The sequence below is a fragment of the Enterococcus sp. AZ196 genome, from assembly GCF_050498845.1.
Lineage (GTDB): Bacteria > Bacillota > Bacilli > Lactobacillales > Enterococcaceae > Enterococcus_A > Enterococcus_A murrayae.
This window is the reverse complement of sequence record NZ_JBIPAM010000001.1, coordinates 453,022-471,488: the sequence shown is the minus strand read 5'-3', so window position 1 is coordinate 471,488 and position 18,467 is coordinate 453,022. Positions and strand designations below refer to the sequence as shown.

Sequence of the window (18,467 nt, the reverse complement as noted above, 5' to 3'; positions counted from 1 at the left end):
AAAAGGTTGAGATTTTTCTCAACCTTTTTGCGTAGAAAAACGTCTAAGCCCACCGGCTCAGACGTTTTTAAATTAATCTAATCCAATCTCTTTACGAACAACTGCTGCGATTTTTTCAACATAGTAATCAACTTTTTCATCAGTTGGTGCCTCTGCCATGACACGCAACAAAGGTTCTGTTCCTGATGGTCGCACCAAAATTCGTCCATCACCATTCATTTCTGTCTCGGCCTCTTCAATGGCTTGCTTGATAGCCGGTACATCCATCGCACCATATTTATCACTCACTCGAATGTTAACTAATTTTTGCGGATAGATTGTTACCTCTCCGGCTAATTCAGAAAGCTTCTTACCTGTTTGTTTCATAATGTTTAATAACTGAACCCCTGTCAGCATTCCATCACCGGTGGTATTGTAATCCAAGAATAATACATGTCCAGACTGTTCACCACCAAGATTGTAGTCATTTTTTCGCATTTCTTCAACCACATAGCGGTCACCAACTTGAGTAATCACATCTTCCAAACCAATTTCTTCAATCGCTTTATGGAAACCCAAATTACTCATTACTGTAGTAACTACAGTATCTTTCTTCAACCGTTTGCGTTCAGCTAAATATTTAGCACAAATAAACATGATACGATCGCCATCCACAATATTTCCTAACTCGTCAACTGCAATCACACGATCGCCATCACCATCAAAGGCTAAACCAGCATCTGCGCCCTTTTCTACAACCATTTTTGCTAATTCTTCTGGATGCGTGGATCCCACACCAGCATTGATATTTAAACCATTTGGTGAAGTCCCCATTGTATAAAAGTCAGTTTCTAAATCCGCAAATAAACGATTGACACTGGTAGATGTCGCTCCATTAGCGGCATCAACACAAACTGTTAGCCCTGAGAGATCACCTGAGATAGTCTGCACGAGGAATTGTGAATATTTCAAAAGACCTTCATGAAACTCATCCAGCGTTCCCAAACCTTCTGCTGATGGACGAGGAAGGTTATCTTCTTCCGCATCAATCAATGCTTCGATTTCAGCTTCTTGTTCGTCGACTAATTTAAAACCATCTCCACCGAAAAATTTAATACCGTTATCTTCTGCAGGATTATGAGAAGCAGAAATCATTACACCAGCTGAAGCCTTTTGCAATCTCGTTAAGTAGGCAACACCAGGCGTTGAGATAACACCAAGCTGGAATACTTCGATTCCTACCGATAGCAGTCCAGAAATCAAAGCTGTTTCTAACAATTCTCCTGAGATACGAGTGTCACGTCCGACCAGCACTCTTGGACGCCCTTCACTTTCATGATGCTGACTTAAAACATAACCGCCGCAACGCCCCAATTTAAATGCTAACTCAGGTGTTAGCTCCTTATTTGCGATTCCACGTACTCCATCTGTTCCAAAATATTTACCCATTAAACTATATTTCCCTTCTTCATCTAGTTAGTTGATTGATTTGTCGGTTCTTCTTGACTACTAGTCATTTTAGTGGTGCTTGCTTCAGTTTTTTTTGAAGCCCCACTTGAGCTTTCTGTAACTTTCGCTGCCGACGAACTAGAATGATTTGTACTGCTAGTTTCTGACTCTTGAGACTTCTTAAATATCGGTGTCACTTGTGCACTCACCGTTTTCGGATTCACTTGATAATTCCCAGATACTGGTATATCAATGAATTTTTTTACAGTCCCTTGTATCTGACTTACATCGACTGGAATGCCAATACTGTCTATTTGATCAATTACCGACTGTACGCCAGTAATTGTTGCCTTTGTACGATTCAAATCAATCTTGACATTTTCAACTGTCGAGGGCAGTTCACCCTCTTGAATCGGATAAAGCGAAACTTCCTTACTTGGTGTTTGAATCTCAAAGTTAACAGTTACATTTTGTGGCTCAGCTTGGATTGGCAATGCCTCCCCGCTAGCGTTCAACGCCTGAATCGGCGCTTGAATACTGTCTTGATCAACCGTTAATTTACTGCTATCGACTGACGCAACAACACGTTCAATTTCCTTCATTGTGTTTTCGCCAGTAGTGATTTCTACTTTTTCAGGCTGTGTAGACATCTCTCCAACTTTCAATTTATTGTTATCAGTTGTGCTGCTCAAAATTGGCGTTACAGCAAATTGTTTTTTCACCTTCTTCTCGATTGTTACTGAAATTTTCTCTGGTTCAATCGTTGCAAAAAGCGAACTAGATAAGTTTTTAGCTTTTAAACGTACTTCGTGAGTTCCAGAGGATAAATTTGTTAAATCCGCAACAACACTAAAATTTCGAGTATCAGGATCGATTTCTTTATTTAATTGTATCCGATTGGCTCCGCTTAGCTTAACTGAAACATTCGATGAGAATCCATGAACAAAATAATCATCCGAATCATAAAGAACATTGATTGGAACATTTTGAATAGACTCTTCATAGTTTATTTCAGAAGAAATCAAACGACTAAAATTCTGACTGTTGACATTAAAAAATAAAATCAAACTAAATACTAGCGAAATTAGCATGTAGGGAGCATTACTTTTCTTGAATTTGATTCTCATTTTTGTCCTCCTTTAGTCAAACCCTCCAAAAAGGTCTGAAGAAGACTTTTTTTACCAGCATTTTTTTCATCTGGCATTAACTCTCTGCGCATCACAGCTAGATATTCTTCTTGTGACAAGTCGTGCAGAAAATCATTATTCAACGTAATGCTGACACCGCCTGTCTCCTCAGAAACTATGAACGTTAACGCATCACTGACTTCACTGATACCTACCGCCGCACGATGTCGCGTACCAAATTCTTTTGGTATCAACATACTATCTGAAAGCGGAAGATATGCTGAAGCAACAGCGATCTTTCCATTTTTAACGATAACCGCACCATCATGCAGTGGTGTGTTTGGGATAAAAATATTGATCAATAATTCCCCAGTAATGTCCGCGTCCAGATCAATTCCAGTTTCAATATACTCCTCTAAACCTGTAAAGCGTTGAATCGTTACTAATGCACCGATTTTTCTTTTTGACATGTATTGGATCGCTTTGTCAAAAGCTAGGATCATTCGCTCATCATCACGTTCTTCTTTCTTAGATGTTTTGAAGAAAGAACTGCGTCCCAAATGTTCCAGCCCACGTCGAACCTCTGGCTGAAAAATAACGATTGCTGCTATTACACCGTACGTGATGATTTGATTCATCAACCAGGACAACGTATGCAGGCCAATTAGTTCAGCTATAATTCGAATCCCAATAAAAATCGCCACACCTTTGATCAACTGGACGGCTTTCGTTCCGCGAACAAGTTCAAACAAACGATAAATCAAAAACCAGACAACAAATATATCTAAAAGGTTGACGATGATATCCCAGGTTGAAAGATTCTCAGAAAAAAAGCTAAGCCAATATTCCGGTTTGAATAATTCAATTAGACGATTAGGCATAGATAACCTCTCTTTCTATCCAAAATTCTCTACAATTATACCACAGTGGTACAGGTCTAGCATAAAATTTAAGAAGGAAAAAGAGCCTTAGTAAATTAAGGCTCCTCCCACTAAAGAATGCTTTTACTTTGTTTTAGTAAAAATAAATTTGGCAGTTACATTTTCGTTTATTATCTATACTCGCTAAGTCTAATTTTAGCAAAAATGTTAATTCGAAGCTATTTACTCCGCTTTTCAGCACGGGCAGCTCTGCGTGCGGCACGCCGGGCTTCTGCTTCTGGATCAGTCTTACGTTCGCGTTTTACACCCGCATTCACAGGTAATTCACTAGATTCTGCTTTAGTTCCTTCCAATCTTGCCCGAATCTTTTCCTCTTGACCAGCTAAACGTGCATAGTTATAAAAACGCGTTTGCGCATCGTTAACCGTTTTTTGGTATAGTCGTTGAGCATCATCTGGCTGCACTCTTTCTAACGCTGAAAAACGTGTTTGCTGTTTCATAAATCCGATCATGTCATCAAATTTTGGTTTCTTATAATCCAGTGACATCGGATTTTTACCTTTTTCTCGTTGTGCTGGGTTGTAACGGTATAGTGACCAATACCCTGAGTTAACAGCATCTTTAGCTTCTTGCAACGTTTTGCTCATACCGCCGCGTAATCCATGATTGATGCATGGTGTATACGCGATCACTAAAGATGGTCCAGGAAATTTTTCAGCTTCCTCTAATGCCTTGATTGTTTGCATTTGGTTGGCACCAGAAGCGATTTGCGCGACATAAACATTGCCGTAGGTCATCGCCATCATACCTAGATCCTTTTTAGATTGGTACTTGCCGCCTGCAGAGAATTTTGCAATAGCCGAGGCTGGGGTAGCTTTAGATGTTTGACCACCAGTATTTGAGTATACTTCGTTATCCATTACCAAAATATTCACATCTGCACCACTAGCCAATATATGGTCGATTCCGCCAAAGCCGATATCGTAGGCCCAGCCATCGCCACCGAACATCCATTGACTAGTTTTAACAAACAGGTCCCGATTATCATAAATCTCAGCTAGTTTAGGGTCTGTCATTCCTTCACACTCTAATGCTGCTGTTAATTTTGCCGCTCTTTGCTGGGTCCCATCGGATTCAAACATGTGGTCCATCCAATCTTCCATCAGCTCCCGTAAATCATCTGAAACAACATCTAAAACATTATTGATTTTATCAGCTAACTCTTTGCGTCTTGTTTGATTGGCTAAAAACATTCCGTATCCATATTCTGCATTATCTTCAAAAAGTGAGTTCGACCAAGCTGGCCCCTGCCCTTTTTCATTCGTTGTATATGGACTAACTGGTGCTGCTGCCCCCCAAATCGAAGAACAGCCTGTTGCATTAGCAATCATCATGCGATCGCCAAACATTTGTGTCATTAATTTTACATATGGTGTCTCCCCACAACCAGCACAAGCTCCCGAAAATTCAAGCAAAGGCTGATTGAACTGTGATCCTAAAACAGAATTCGTTTTTGCTGGATTAGCTTTTTGTTTCAATGTCATTGAAAATGCCCAGTTAATCGCCTGTTCTTTCTCTTCTTGATAAGGCTTCATGACTAATGCTTTGTCTTTTGCTGGACATGCTTCCACACACAGACCACAGCCGGTACAATCTTCAACTGAGACTTGTATACGGTATTTTAACCCATCTGCACCTCGCATTTCTCGAACGATATAGCCTTCAGGTGCTTCCTCCATTTCTTCATCATTCGCAAGGAACGGACGGATTGCCGCGTGAGGACAAACAAATGAGCATTCATTACACATAGTACAGCGATCACTAATCCAATGAGGAACTTCTAAAGCTACGCCTCGTTTCTCAAATTTCGTCGTACCTGTGGGAATAGTTCCGTCAGTCATACCATTTACTACAAGGTCGTTCACAGTTAAATCATTTCCTCGTTGTGAATTAATAGGTTCAACAATTTCTTCTACATATTGAGGCACAGTAGACTCACGAACTTTTATGGGAAGGTCAACTGTCCGCCAGGTTTCAGGCACCTCCACTTGATGCAACAATTCGACCGTCTGATCAATTGCTGCGATATTTTTCTCAACAATTTCCAGCGATTTCCGTCGATAACTTTTATCTGCTTCAATCTTTAGGATATCCAGCACTTCATCAAACGGGATAATTCCTGTTAAACTGAAAAATGCTGTTTGCATGACTGTATTGATACGTGAACCAAGCCCTACTTCCATTGCTAGCTTTGCAGCATTAATAGTATAGAATTTAATCTCATTTTCAGCGATATATCGTTTCATTTTCGCAGGCAATAATTTATCCATCTGCTTATCATTCCACATGGTATTCATGAGAAAAATTCCACCTGGCTTCAAACCTTTCAATAGGTCATAGGTATGAATATAGGCTGGTGTATGACAAGCGATAAAATCAGCACTCTCAACAAGATAAGTTGAACGTATCGGTGTATCACCAAAACGCAAGTGAGAAACGGTCAAACCACCAGATTTTTTTGAGTCATAGCTAAAGTACCCCTGTGCATATTTATCTGTATGATCTCCGATGATCTTGATTGCCGATTTATTCGCACCAACTGTTCCGTCTGAGCCGAATCCCCAGAATTTTGCTTGAAAAGTATTGGGATTTGTTAAATCTATCGTTTTCTTTGTTTCTAATGACATATTGGTCACATCATCAGTGATCCCAATCGTAAAACGTTTCTTTGTGTTTACTTTGTCTTTCGCCAACTCATCATAAACAGCGATAATCTGATCTGGTGTAACATCTTTCGAGCCTAAACCGAAGCGTCCTCCAATAATTTTAGGACGAGTGTCAGCCTCATACATTACTCCTTGGATATCAAGTAAAAGGGGCTCTCCATCAGCGCCAGGTTCCTTTGAACGGTCTAATACAGCGATTGATTTTACTGTATCAGGAAGTTTTTCTAAAAAATTTTTGCTGGGAAACGGACGATATAAGTGTATGTTCAAAAAACCAACTTTACGACCCTTTGCATTTAAATAATCGACGGTTTGTTCGATTGTTTGTGCTACTGATCCCATTGCCACTATAACTTCGTCAGCATCTTCCGCACCATAATAGGTAACTAAGTCATAATTGGTTCCACGAAGTTTATTGATCTCAAACATGTATTTCTGTACGATTGCAGGCAGTTCGTCATAATAGCGATTGACTGTTTCTCGCTGTTGAAAATGCACATCTGGATTTTGATTCGTTCCACTGATCGTCGGATGATTTGGATTCATACTTCTTTTACGAAAAGCTTTCAACTTCTCTTGATTGATCAAGGGGGCTAATTCCTCATAATCTAATACTTCTACTTTTTGAATTTCATGACTAGTGCGAAAGCCGTCAAAAAAATTCATGAAGGGAAGACTGCCCTCAATAGCAGCTAAATGTGCCACTGCAGATAAATCCATTACTTCTTGAACACTGCTCTCTTGCAACATAGCAAATCCCGTTTGGCGAGCGGCCATTACATCACCATGATCACCAAAGATGTTCAACGCATTAGTTGTAACCGCACGACTAGCAACATGAAAGACGCCAGGTAGTAACTCTCCAGCGATTTTATACATGTTGGGAATCATGAGTAATAATCCTTGTGAAGCGGTATATGTTGTGGTAAGTGCTCCCGTTTTCAATGCGCCATGTACAACCCCTGCTGCTCCCGCCTCTGATTGCATTTCCGTAATTGATACAGGTTGTCCAAATATATTTTTCTTTCCTTGCGATGCCCATTGATCTACAAGTTCAGCCATGGTTGAACTTGGTGTGATGGGATAAATAGCCGCTAACTCTGTGAATGCATACGAAATATAAGCAGCAGCTGTATTGCCGTCCATCGTTTTTTTCTTACGCATGTTTTTCCTCCATTTCTAAAACAAAAAAAGTCCTTTTAGAAAGAACTTCAGATTCAGACACTTGATACCATCTTGACTAACTAGTACCCTCAGTAAAATATGAAATCACAAGTTTATAATTTCTCTAACAACGCATTCATTATAAACTAACCACAACTAATTTCAAACACGAGTTTCAGTCTTTTTAACTTATTTAAATGAAAAGAACTTGTTTTCTTAAAAAATTTTTGTACACTTGTAAGAGAAAGGACGTGTTTTCTCATGGATATCTCTGTTATAAAAGGAAAGCTTGTTAATGACTTTAATGGAATCAAAATCGGTTCAGATGCTGCTCCAAAGCGATTAATTGAATTTATAAATCTTCGATGCCCTTTCTGTAAACAATGGTTTGAAGAATCTTATGACACTTTAAATCAAGCAGTCGCCGAAGGTAAAGTTCAACGCGTTATTAAATTATTAGATAAGGATAAAATTAGTTTGCAGCGCGGCAACGTAATGCACGAATATATCGATACAGATCCTAAGAAGGCTTTGATTCAAATTCAACTGGCTTTCGAAACGCAAGAAAGTTGGCAAGACCTAGAATTAGAAGCAGTCGCTGACTATGCTGAAAAAACATTGCGTTTCAAGCAACAAGCGAACCAAAGCTTGCAAAGTGAAATTCGCAATGAAGCTGAGCAAGCCAATATTAAGTTTGTTCCCACTGTTATATTAGGTGAACATATCTTTGACGAGTCAATTGATGAAGCTACATTAAAAACTTACATTGCTGAATAAAGAAAAAAACCGTTTGAAATTCAAACGGTTTTTTTACGCAGATTATCTGCAAAGTCATTAATTTTCCGAATCCGATGATTGATTCCAGATTTAGAGATTGCGCCAGAAGGTATCATTTCTCCTAGCTCTTTTAAGCTGATTTCGGGATTTTGGATTCTTAATTCTGCAATCTCTTGTAGTTTTTCAGGCAATGATTGCAGTCCAACGGTTGATTCAATAAAATGAATATTATCAATCTGTTTTGAAGCTGCATCAATCGTTTTATTCATATTTGCTGTTTCACAATTAACCAATCGATTAACTGAATTACGCATGTCACGTACAATTCGAACATCTTCAAATTTCAACATTGAGTTGGTAGCACCGATCAGAGTTAAAAAGTCGGCAATTTTCTCTGCCCCTTTTAAATAAGTAATATAACCGTTACGTCGTTCTAATGTTCGCGCATTTAAATCAAATTGATTCAGCAAGTCACAAATATCTTGATTGTGCTCCTCATAGATTGAAGAAATCTCCAAATGGTAGCGGCTGGTTTCGGGATTATTGACAGAGCCAGAAGCCAAAAATGCGCCACGCAAATAAGCGCGTGTCTTATCATCTGATTGTTTAATTTCGTTTGAAATATGAGATTGAAACATCATGCCATCCATAATATCCAAATCCAATAAGATGTTCTGTGTTTCTTGTTTCAATCGAACAATATAAACATTGTTTTTCTTCAATTTCATTTTTCGTCTTACTAACAACTCACTGCGCACCTTATAATGCTCTTTCAGCAAAGTAAAAATCCGACGAGCGATCGCCGCATTTTCAGTCTGCACATTTAATACAAATTGATGATTGCTCAAGCTTAGCGACCCATTCATTCGTATCAAAGCGGCTAATTCAGCTTGCGCGAGATTCTTTTGGACTGCCAGACCCGTTAGCTCTTTTTTTACTTCGGCTGCAAAAGACATGACGAGCCCTCCTTCTTCATAATAAAGAACTAATTCTTTCTAAAAATTAGTTCTCACTTGACTAGTATTGTATTGATACTCTTTTTAAATTTTTGCTCCGAAAACAATTCGAAACAATTCATCAACTACTTTATCACCATCATGAAAAACACCGCCATCACGCAGTTCTAAAAAGTCGGTGGAAACTACACGGCATCCTTCATCTCTGAGACCATTAAAATCATGTGTAACCTGTACCAAATACTCATCGTAGATTTCAGGGTCCATATAACCTTCAGGAACCTTTTCTGTATTGACTAAAACAGTATCAATAAATTTACTTTCAAGATGCTTGTGCAAAACTCGAATATGATCTGCATCACTAAAATGTTCTGTCTCACCTTTTTGGGTCATGATATTGCAAATATACACGACTTCCGCATTCGTCGAACGAACAGCATCTCCTAATTCCTGAATCACTAAATTAGGAAGGATGCTTGTGAATAATGACCCTGGGCCCAGCACAACCATATCCGCTTCATGGATAGCGTTGACAACTTTCCGTGCTGCATGAACAGCTTTTTTACCACTTTTCTCTGTAACATAGACTTTTTCAATCGTTTTGCGATCAATAGCAATTTTTGACTCACCTACCGCACTTGTTCCATCATCAAAATCCGCATGTAAGACTAACGGTGTTTCTGAAGATGGATAAATATGTCCGTCTACGTGCATCATCATAGAAAGTAGCTGAATTGCTTCATACGTACTGCTACGCATTTCTGATAAAGCAGCGATCAATAGATTTCCAATTGTATGATTGGCAAGAAATTTGTCATCTTCATGAAAACGATATTGAAATAAATCTTCATATAGTTTTGGCATATCTGATAGAGCGGCTAATACGTTCCTTAAATCACCCGGCGGTGCCATATCAATTGAATCTCTTAATTCACCGCTGCTGCCTCCATCGTCAGCTACAGTTACGACTGCTGTGATATCCGCACTTTGGTTGCGCAAGCTCTTCAAAATGACTGGCAAACCAGTCCCTCCGCCAATCACGACAATTTTAGGCTTACGGATACGGTATGTTTTCATTTTCATGAACGATTCACCGTCTCTTTCCGCTTATCCTTATCACGATGTGTGATATTCACTTTATAATCGGCATCTTTAATAGCTTTGCCCACTCGTTCGGTCAAAGCAACCGAACGATGTTGACCTCCTGTACAGCCAATTGCAATCGTCAATGAACTTTTCCCTTCCTTAATATAACCTGGTAAAATATCCATGATAAGTCGTACAAAGTTCGTGTAAAAATTTTCTGTTTCTGGAAATGACATTACGTAATCATAAACAGGTTTATCTAAACCCGTTTGCGGACGCAGTTCTGGAATATAATGGGGATTTGGTAAAAAACGCACATCCATTACGATATCTGCGTCAATCGGCAAGCCATATTTAAAGCCAAAGGAAACAACTTCTACATGGAAGCCCACATCGTCTTTTTGTTTAAACGATTGATTGATTTTTTCTCGTAACTGACGAGGCGTCAAATCTGTCGTATCAATCATCAATGTCGCACGATTTTTTAAATCTTCCAAAATACCCCGTTCTTTTCGAATCCCCTCAGAAATCATCCCTTCCATCGCAAGTGGATGAGAACGACGAGTCTCTTTATAACGAGAAACCAACTCCTCATCAGAACAATCCAAAAATAAAATACTCGTATCAATAAATCCGGTATTTTCAATTTCTATCAACATTTTTTGGATGTCTTCAAAAAAAGAACGTGAACGCAAGTCAACAACTAACGCAATTTTCGTTACCTTCCCTGATTCACGAATTAACTCCCAGAATTTTGGAATCAACCCTGGAGGCATGTTATCTACGCAAAAATACCCCATATCTTCAAAACTTTGGATCGCAACGGTTTTTCCTGCCCCGCTCATACCAGTAATGACAACTAAATGTAAACTTTCAGTCATTCGTGTCACTCCTTTCTCATAATTAGGAAATCAAATGTAAAACGATTTTTATTTTATTCATACCACTTTTTTACTATACCAATAAAATGCAACAAAAAACGGTGCATTTCTTGAATACCACCTGACATAAGGCAAGCCTCCTGCCCAAATAAAAAGATACCAAAGAAACTGAACGTTAGCCTCCTTCGCTATCTTTAAAAAATTATAACATTCCAGGCGTGTCTTTGCTACTTATTTGTAATTCTTTACTCTTTCCTAAGAGTAAGAAACTTTTTAACATGACGGAAGATAAAAAAACAGATCTCCTTATTTAGAAGATCTGTTTTTCAGCGCTAATTCAATAGTGCGATCGGCTAAGATCGATTGGGCATCAATTACCGGATAAGGAACTTCCCTGGTCAGCTCTTGAACCAAAGAGAGTTCCGTGCAGCCTAGGATAGCATTTTGACAACCATATTTTTCGAAAACATCCGAAAGAATATCTAAATATAACTCACTATTGATAAAGTCATTTTCTTTCACGTCATGATAGATTAGATGGTTTACTTTGTCTTGGATGTCCTTTTCAGGAACCATGACTTCAAACCCTTTTGCCTCCAGCTCGTCTTGATATACTTTGGCAGACATTGTCCCGGCAGTCGCTAGTACGGCAATTTTTTCTCCTGGCTGATGGTGCTTTGTCACTTCAATGACTGCTTCACGTGGCATATGCAATAAAGGAATTTTTGTAGCAGCTTGAAGTTGCTTGAAAAAATAATGAGCAGTGTTACAGGTCAGCACGATAAAATCTGGCTGCAACAAATTTTGTTTCTCGATATCGTCTAATAAAAACGGTAACGGGCTTGGTGCCTTATGGTTTAAGATATACGCTGTTCGGTCAGGAACAGTCGCGTGATTGAACATCACGTAATTTAAGTATTCTTGATCATTATGAGCATGTGTCCGCTGGTTTAAGATGCGAATAAAACTTTCCGTCGCCATCGTACCCATACCGCCAAGAACACTAAAGAAATTTTCCATATTTATCCTTCTTTCTCTTTAAAGAATAAATCAAATCGTCCTTTATACTTGCTGAACATATATTTCATTAGTACCCAACGCATTAGAGACATATCTTTCTTATAGAAGACTGTTGTGCCCCAATGATTATTTTTGATCATTTCTAAGGCTTTTTCTTTGTCTGCGTTGTTACGAGCAAATTTTTCAAAAACACCTTTTGGTACACCCATCCATAACATGGATGTAGCAGACTCTGCTTTTCCATAAATCGTTTCACTGAACGGTTTTTCATACACACGATCTTCAGTCACATACTGTGCCAAATTGAACCCGTTCAACGTTACAAAGAAACTGCTGCGACCTTGACGCAAGTTGATTTCAAATAATTTGTATTCGCCATCGCGCGGATCATACTTCATATCAAAATTTGCAAATCCTGTGTAATCGATTTTTTCTAAAAAGCTCTTAATCGTCTGATAGATTTTTTCATTGTATTCTGGCATAATCGCTACATAGTTCCCGATTGCTTCCGGAGAAGGATCTTCTAATAGCGGATGTCCTAAACACATCATACGAACTTGATGGTTTTGATCAACATAAGCATTCAGAACACGCATATTGCTGTCATCACCTGGAATAAAGTCTTGAGCAATCATTTCACTAGTGTAGCCAGCTTGGTAAATGCGTTCAATGATCATATCAAACTCATCACGCGTATCTAAAATAAAGGCTTTCTTGCGGCCTTCAAAATCGATAGATAGCCATTCTACACTATTCGCAGGTTTTAAGGCAACTGGGAAATCGAATGGCAGTTCCTGCTTCAACTTGCCAGCTTCCAGCATATCTTCTGTAATAATAAATGTGTTCGGATAGGGTAAATCATATTTTTCACAAATTTCATAGAAGCTGACTTTGCTGATCAAGCTTTGTAATAAATCAAAATTAATATAAGGGCAGATAAACCATTCAGAAAGTTCGTCTTTATGTTGTGAAACTAACTCAGCATACCCGTCACCACAAGCAATCAATAAATATTTAGTATCAGGTTCGTTATAGGTACTTCTTCCTAATTCCCGCATTTGTTCAATAAACACCGGATCCTTATCAAATCCTGAAACAACATGAACATTCACGATCTTACTGTATTTTGTTGGTGCCAATTGCAGGCCAGCGTAGGCTTCTGAAACGATCCCATAGGCTTCATGAAAGGAACGGGCCATACCGTAGACATTAATATCGCTTCCCAATAAAATCGGGACAAATTTTTGTTTTTCATTCATATTCTATTACACCTTCTCATTCTAAATCCTTGATAATCATACCATAAAGAAAAATGCAAGCAAAGGAGAATCCTTCACTTGCATTAAGCTTTAGTCATTACTTATTTTTTTAGGACACGCTTTAAATAATGACCCGTATAACTTTCCGTTACATCAGCGATTTCTTCTGGCGTACCTGTCGCTAAAATAGTTCCACCGCCATCTCCGCCTTCCGGACCAAGATCAATGACATAATCGGCAGACTTGATAACGTCTAAATTATGCTCAATAACTAGAACAGTATTTCCAGCATCAACAAAACGCTCAAGTACTTTCAATAAGCGAGCAATGTCGTCTGTGTGTAATCCGGTTGTAGGCTCGTCTAAAATATAAAAATTCTTGCCGTTAGAATTCTTATGCAGTTCACTAGCAAGCTTCATCCGCTGCGCTTCACCGCCAGAAAGAGTTGTTGCTGGTTGTCCCATTGTAACGTATCCCAAACCGACATCTACGATCGTTTGCAGTTTACGATGTATTTTAGGGATGTGTTTGAAGAACTCAACAGCATCTTCCACCGTCATTTCCAAAATATCAGCAATGTTCTTTCCTTTATAATGGACTTCCAATGTTTCAGAATTGTAACGTTTGCCATGACAAACTTCACATGGCACATACACATCAGGCAAGAAATGCATCTCTATTTTAATGATCCCATCGCCCCGACAAGCTTCACAGCGTCCGCCTTTGACGTTGAAGCTGAATCGGCCTTTTTTATATCCACGAATTTTTGCTTCATTCGTCTGTGCAAATAAATCACGAATATCATCAAAAACACTCGTATAGGTTGCAGGGTTGCTTCGCGGTGTACGGCCAATTGGACTTTGATCAATATCGACTAATTTTTCAATATTATTGTAACCAGTAATTTTTTTGAACTTACCAGGTTTATTTGAGTTGCGATTTAATTTTTGTGCCAAGGCTTTTTTTAGAATTTGATTTACCAATGTTGATTTACCAGAACCTGAAACACCTGTGACTGCCACGAATTTTCCTAATGGAAATTCTGCATCAATACTCTTCAAATTATTTTCAACAGCACCAGTAACCTTGATTTTCTTTCCGTTTCCTTTACGGCGTTCTTTAGGAACAGCTATTTCTCGCTTTCCTGACAAATACTGACCTGTTAAGGATTTTGGATTCTTCTCAACCTGTTTAGGAGTTCCTGCCGCGACGATCTCGCCTCCTTGATCGCCCGCGCCAGGCCCAACATCAATTAGATAATCTGCTGCACGCATTGTATCCTCATCATGTTCTACTACAATCAAAGTGTTCCCTAAATCGCGCATGCGCTTCAAGGATTCAATCAAACGATCATTATCTCGTTGATGTAAACCAATCGAAGGTTCATCTAAAATGTAAAGAACTCCAGATAAATTTGAACCAATTTGAGTTGCCAGACGAATTCGCTGTGCCTCACCACCAGATAAGGTGCCTGAAGCGCGACTTAAAGTCAGATAATCCAAGCCAACATTTCGCAAAAAGCTTAATCGATCCTTGATTTCTTTCAAAATCGGCTTAGCAATGACTTTTTCCTGCTCACTTAAAGCCACTGTTTCAAAGAATTCCAAGGCGCTATTAATTGAATCTTCACTCACTTGCCCAATATTCACATCATTAATCTGAACTGATAATGCCTGTGGATTTAAACGGTAGCCATGGCATGTTTGACAAGTTAATTCTGTCATATATAAACGCATTTGATCTCGAGTGAAATCACTATTCGTTTCTGCATAACGCCGATTAATATTGTTGATAATTCCTTCAAAAGGAACTTCCACATCACGAACACCGCCAAAATCATTTTCGTAGTGGAAATGGAAATTATCACCATTTGAACCATTTAAGATAATATCCTGATGTTCTTTTGGTAATTCTTCAAAGGCTGTGTCCATGTCAATCCCAAAACTTATACAAGCTTGCTCCAACATTTGAGGATAATATTGTGAACTGATTGGGTTCCAAGGGACTAATGCTCCTTCTCTCAGCGTCTTGCTTTGATCTGGAATCACTAAATCCATGTCCACTTCCAATTTCACGCCTAACCCGTCACAATCTGGGCAGGCACCAAATGGAGCGTTGAATGAAAATAGTCGAGGCTCTAGTTCTCCAACTGTGAAACCGCAATAAGGACACGCATAATGCTCACTGAACAACATTTCTTTTTCGCCAATCACATCAACGATCGCGTAGCCTTCAGCTAAACGCAATGCAGCTTCAAAAGAATCAAATAAACGTGAGCGGATTCCCTCTTTCACGACAATTCGGTCAACAATAATTTCGATGTCGTGTTTTTTATTTTTTGTCAATTCGGGCGCTTCTGTCACATCGTACATTTCGCCGTCAACACGCATGCGGACATAGCCCTCGCGCTGAATCATTTCAAAAACCTTTTTATGCTGCCCTTTTTTCTTAGCAACTACTGGCGCTAAGATTTGTATTTTAGTCCGTTCTGGTAATTCCAAAACTTTATCGACCATTTGCTCAACCGATTGAGACGTGATCTCGATATGGTCATTAGGACAGATTGGATGACCAACGCGTGCGTATAACAGACGCAAGTAATCATTAATCTCAGTTACAGTCCCTACTGTCGATCGAGGATTCTTACTTGTCGTTTTTTGATCAATTGAAATTGCCGGACTCAAGCCATCAATGCTATCTACATCTGGTTTATCCATTTGCCCCAGAAATTGCCTTGCGTATGCAGATAGGCTTTCCACATAGCGTCGTTGCCCTTCTGCATAGAGCGTATCAAAAGCCAACGAGCTTTTCCCTGAACCAGATAAACCAGTAACAACCACCATTTTGTCACGAGGAATCGTAACATCAACGTTTTTTAAATTATGAGCGCGTGCTCCATGAATTACTATCTTATCATTCGCCATTTATATCTCCTATTTCAACTTTGTCGTATTCATTTTTCTAAAAAAACGAAAAATGAGTGTTATCTTCATCCGTAGATCATTCCACTAAACTTTTCTATCAGTTATCTTGAGCAGCATGTCGTCTTTTCTCCAAATGACGAGAACTGGTAAAAGTGGAATTGACATCTTATTATATATTTTGATTTATTCTGCTGCTTTTAATTCTAATATCGTATCACGCAAGGTTGCTGCAGTTTCGAAATCTAGCATCTTAGCGGCTTCACGCATTTCATCTTCAAGCTTCGCAATGAGTTCTTTGCGTTCTGATTTCGTTAGCTCTTCATAGGAAGTTGTATCGTAAGTTTCAACAGCTTCTGCAACTTTACTAATCGCGATCAAATCACGAATCTCTTTAATAATTGTTTTAGGCTCAATGCCATGTTCTTCATTATATTGCTGCTGAATGCTACGTCGACGTGAGGTTTCATCCATTGCTCGCTGCATTGAATCCGTGACTTTGTCAGCATACATAATCACTCTACCTTCCGAGTTACGAGCGGCACGTCCAATGGTTTGGACCAAAGAACGTTCGCTTCGCAGGAAGCCTTCCTTGTCTGCATCCAAGATCGCCACTAATGAAACTTCCGGTACATCCAGACCTTCTCGCAGCAAATTGATCCCAACAAGTACATCAAACTTGCCCAAACGCAGATCACGTATAATTTCAGTACGTTCAAGCGTTTTGATATCACTGTGCAGATACTTAACTTTAATCCCAAGTTCTTTGAAGTAATCTGTTAAGTCCTCTGACATTTTCTTCGTTAAAGTGGTGACAAATACCCGTTCATTCCGTTCAGAACGTTCGTTAATTTCTCCTACCAAGTCATCGATTTGTCCCATTATTGGACGCACTTCAATAACCGGATCTAATAAACCAGTTGGACGGATAATCTGCTCAACCACTGTATCTGTCTCTTCGTGCTCATAAGGCCCTGGAGTCGCTGAAACGTATACGATTTGATTAACGCGTTCTTCAAACTCCTTTAACTGTAAAGGCCGATTATCTAATGCTGACGGCAAACGAAAACCATAATCTACCAGCATCTGCTTACGTGCACGGTCGCCATTATACATTCCGCGTACCTGAGGCATCGTTACATGTGATTCGTCAACAACAAGTAAAAAGTCTTCTGGGAAAAAATCAATCAGCGTATAAGGTGGTTCTCCTTCTTTCCGACCATCCATATGTCGTGAATAGTTTTCAATACCCGAGGTATAACCCATTTCTCGCAGCATTTCAATATCATAATTCGTCCGTTGCTCCAAACGCTGAGCTTCTAGTAACTTATTATCGTTTCTTAAAACTTCCAATCGATCAGCAAGTTCTTTTTGAATGTTGCTGATGGCTACTTCCATATGTTCTTCATTTGTTAAAAAGTGAGTCGCAGGGAAAATAGCTACGTGTTCTGTTTCTCCTGTGATTTCTCCCGTCAAAGCGTCTACCTCACGTATCCGCTCAATCTCATCTCCAAAAAATTCCACGCGTAAAGCACGTTCGTCTCGTGAAGCAGGGAATATCTCCACTACATCACCACGAACGCGAAAACGACCACGTTGAAAATCAATATCGTTTCGTTCAAATTGAATATCGATCAGGTTTCGCAGCAGTTGATTTCGATCCATCTCCATTCCCACACGCAGTGAGACGACCTGCTCCAAATATTCTTTCGGCGAACCCAGACCAAAGATGCAAGAGACCGATGCTACGACAATTACATCATTTCTCTCCAGCAGAGCACTTGTCGCCGAGTGACGCAGTTTGTCAATCTCATCATTGATGCTCGAATCTTTTTCGATATACGTATCGCTAGAAGGAACATAAGCCTCGGGTTGATAATAATCGTAATAGCTGACAAAATACTCCACCGCATTGTTAGGAAAGAATTCCTTAAACTCACCGTATAATTGTCCTGCTAATGTCTTATTATGGGCAATAATCAACGTTGGTTTATTAACCTCTTTGATGACATTGGAAATCGTATAAGTTTTCCCTGTACCGGTGGCACCTAAAAGTATTTGTGCTTTTTTTCCATCGACGATTCCTTCGGCGAGCTGTTCAATGGCCTCAGGCTGATCGCCAGCAGGCTGATATTTTGAATGAAGGTCGAACGTGTTGTCCGTTACTCTTTCAATCATACAAAAATCCCCCTTTTTATATTAAATGAACAAAGATTTTCCATTCCAAAATTATAGCATACC

12 protein-coding genes are annotated in these 18,467 nt (G+C 39.3%); 1 reads left to right on the top strand and 11 read right to left on the bottom strand.

Going from position 1 to position 18,467, the window contains the following annotated elements; translation table 11 throughout:
• Positions 1–72: 72 nt before the first annotated feature.
• From glmM to nifJ, 4 genes are all read right to left on the bottom strand, one after another.
• Positions 73–1,428 (bottom strand): phosphoglucosamine mutase, encoded by a 1,356-nt coding sequence (gene glmM, locus IGI67_RS02280; protein WP_207110681.1) that lies wholly within the window; start codon positions 1,426–1,428, stop codon positions 73–75.
• A gap of 23 nt (positions 1,429–1,451) precedes the next feature.
• Complete coding sequence (locus IGI67_RS02275) at positions 1,452–2,555, bottom strand: CdaR family protein (protein WP_207110682.1); 1,104 nt, start codon at positions 2,553–2,555, stop codon at positions 1,452–1,454.
• Positions 2,552–3,436, bottom strand: a complete 885-nt coding sequence (gene cdaA, locus IGI67_RS02270) for a diadenylate cyclase CdaA (protein WP_207110683.1) — start codon at positions 3,434–3,436, stop codon at positions 2,552–2,554. Before cdaA ends, IGI67_RS02275 begins: the two co-directional genes overlap by 4 nt.
• Positions 3,437–3,654: 218 nt before the next feature.
• Positions 3,655–7,326, bottom strand: a complete 3,672-nt coding sequence (nifJ, locus tag IGI67_RS02265; RefSeq protein WP_429956611.1) for a pyruvate:ferredoxin (flavodoxin) oxidoreductase — start codon at positions 7,324–7,326, stop codon at positions 3,655–3,657.
• Positions 7,327–7,587: 261 nt separating this feature from the next.
• Between nifJ and IGI67_RS02260 the strand changes: the two genes are divergently transcribed.
• Positions 7,588–8,103, top strand: a complete 516-nt coding sequence (locus IGI67_RS02260) for a thioredoxin domain-containing protein (protein WP_207110685.1) — start codon at positions 7,588–7,590, stop codon at positions 8,101–8,103.
• 20 nt (positions 8,104–8,123) lie between these two features.
• Here the strand turns inward: IGI67_RS02260 and whiA are convergent, their stop codons facing one another.
• The 7 genes from whiA to uvrB form a co-directional block, all read right to left on the bottom strand.
• Entirely contained in the window at positions 8,124–9,059 is a 936-nt protein-coding gene (gene whiA, locus IGI67_RS02255) for a DNA-binding protein WhiA (RefSeq protein WP_207110686.1), read from the bottom strand.
• Between the two features lie 84 nt (positions 9,060–9,143).
• Positions 9,144–10,142 (bottom strand): gluconeogenesis factor YvcK family protein, encoded by a 999-nt coding sequence (locus tag IGI67_RS02250; protein ID WP_429956610.1) that lies wholly within the window; start codon positions 10,140–10,142, stop codon positions 9,144–9,146.
• Positions 10,139–11,026: an RNase adapter RapZ gene (gene rapZ, locus IGI67_RS02245; RefSeq protein ID WP_207110688.1), complete on the bottom strand. Its 888-nt coding sequence runs from the start codon at positions 11,024–11,026 to the stop codon at positions 10,139–10,141. The genes IGI67_RS02250 and rapZ overlap by 4 nt, the downstream gene beginning before the upstream one ends.
• Positions 11,027–11,332: 306 nt before the next feature.
• Positions 11,333–12,046 carry an amino acid racemase gene (locus IGI67_RS02240; protein WP_429956609.1) on the bottom strand — a complete coding sequence of 238 codons (714 nt, stop codon included), beginning with the start codon at positions 12,044–12,046 and terminating at the stop codon, positions 11,333–11,335.
• A 2-nt stretch (positions 12,047–12,048) separates the two neighbouring features.
• The gene (locus IGI67_RS02235) at positions 12,049–13,305 is read right to left on the bottom strand and encodes a carboxylate--amine ligase (protein WP_429956608.1); all 1,257 of its coding nucleotides are present in this window, start codon (positions 13,303–13,305) and stop codon (positions 12,049–12,051) included.
• A 101-nt stretch (positions 13,306–13,406) separates the two neighbouring features.
• Positions 13,407–16,229, bottom strand: coding sequence for an excinuclease ABC subunit UvrA (gene uvrA / locus IGI67_RS02230; RefSeq protein ID WP_207110691.1), 2,823 nt, complete (start codon positions 16,227–16,229; stop codon positions 13,407–13,409).
• Positions 16,230–16,412: 183 nt separating this feature from the next.
• Positions 16,413–18,404, bottom strand: coding sequence for an excinuclease ABC subunit UvrB (gene uvrB / locus IGI67_RS02225; protein WP_429956607.1), 1,992 nt, complete (start codon positions 18,402–18,404; stop codon positions 16,413–16,415).
• Positions 18,405–18,467: the final 63 nt, after the last annotated feature.

Coding starts and splice junctions, on each gene's coding strand:
- IGI67_RS02240 (WP_429956609.1), bottom strand. CDS start 12,046: ATGGAAAATTTCTTTAGTGTTCTTGGCGGTATGGGTACGATGGCGACG.
- cdaA (WP_207110683.1), bottom strand. CDS start 3,436: ATGCCTAATCGTCTAATTGAATTATTCAAACCGGAATATTGGCTTAGC.
- uvrB (WP_429956607.1), bottom strand. CDS start 18,404: ATGATTGAAAGAGTAACGGACAACACGTTCGACCTTCATTCAAAATAT.
- IGI67_RS02250 (WP_429956610.1), bottom strand. CDS start 10,142: ATGAAAATGAAAACATACCGTATCCGTAAGCCTAAAATTGTCGTGATT.
- nifJ (WP_429956611.1), bottom strand. CDS start 7,326: ATGCGTAAGAAAAAAACGATGGACGGCAATACAGCTGCTGCTTATATT.
- IGI67_RS02260 (WP_207110685.1), top strand. CDS start 7,588: ATGGATATCTCTGTTATAAAAGGAAAGCTTGTTAATGACTTTAATGGA.
- rapZ (WP_207110688.1), bottom strand. CDS start 11,026: ATGACTGAAAGTTTACATTTAGTTGTCATTACTGGTATGAGCGGGGCA.
- IGI67_RS02235 (WP_429956608.1), bottom strand. CDS start 13,305: ATGAATGAAAAACAAAAATTTGTCCCGATTTTATTGGGAAGCGATATT.
- IGI67_RS02275 (WP_207110682.1), bottom strand. CDS start 2,555: ATGAGAATCAAATTCAAGAAAAGTAATGCTCCCTACATGCTAATTTCG.
- whiA (WP_207110686.1), bottom strand. CDS start 9,059: ATGTCTTTTGCAGCCGAAGTAAAAAAAGAGCTAACGGGTCTGGCAGTC.
- glmM (WP_207110681.1), bottom strand. CDS start 1,428: ATGGGTAAATATTTTGGAACAGATGGAGTACGTGGAATCGCAAATAAG.
- uvrA (WP_207110691.1), bottom strand. CDS start 16,229: ATGGCGAATGATAAGATAGTAATTCATGGAGCACGCGCTCATAATTTA.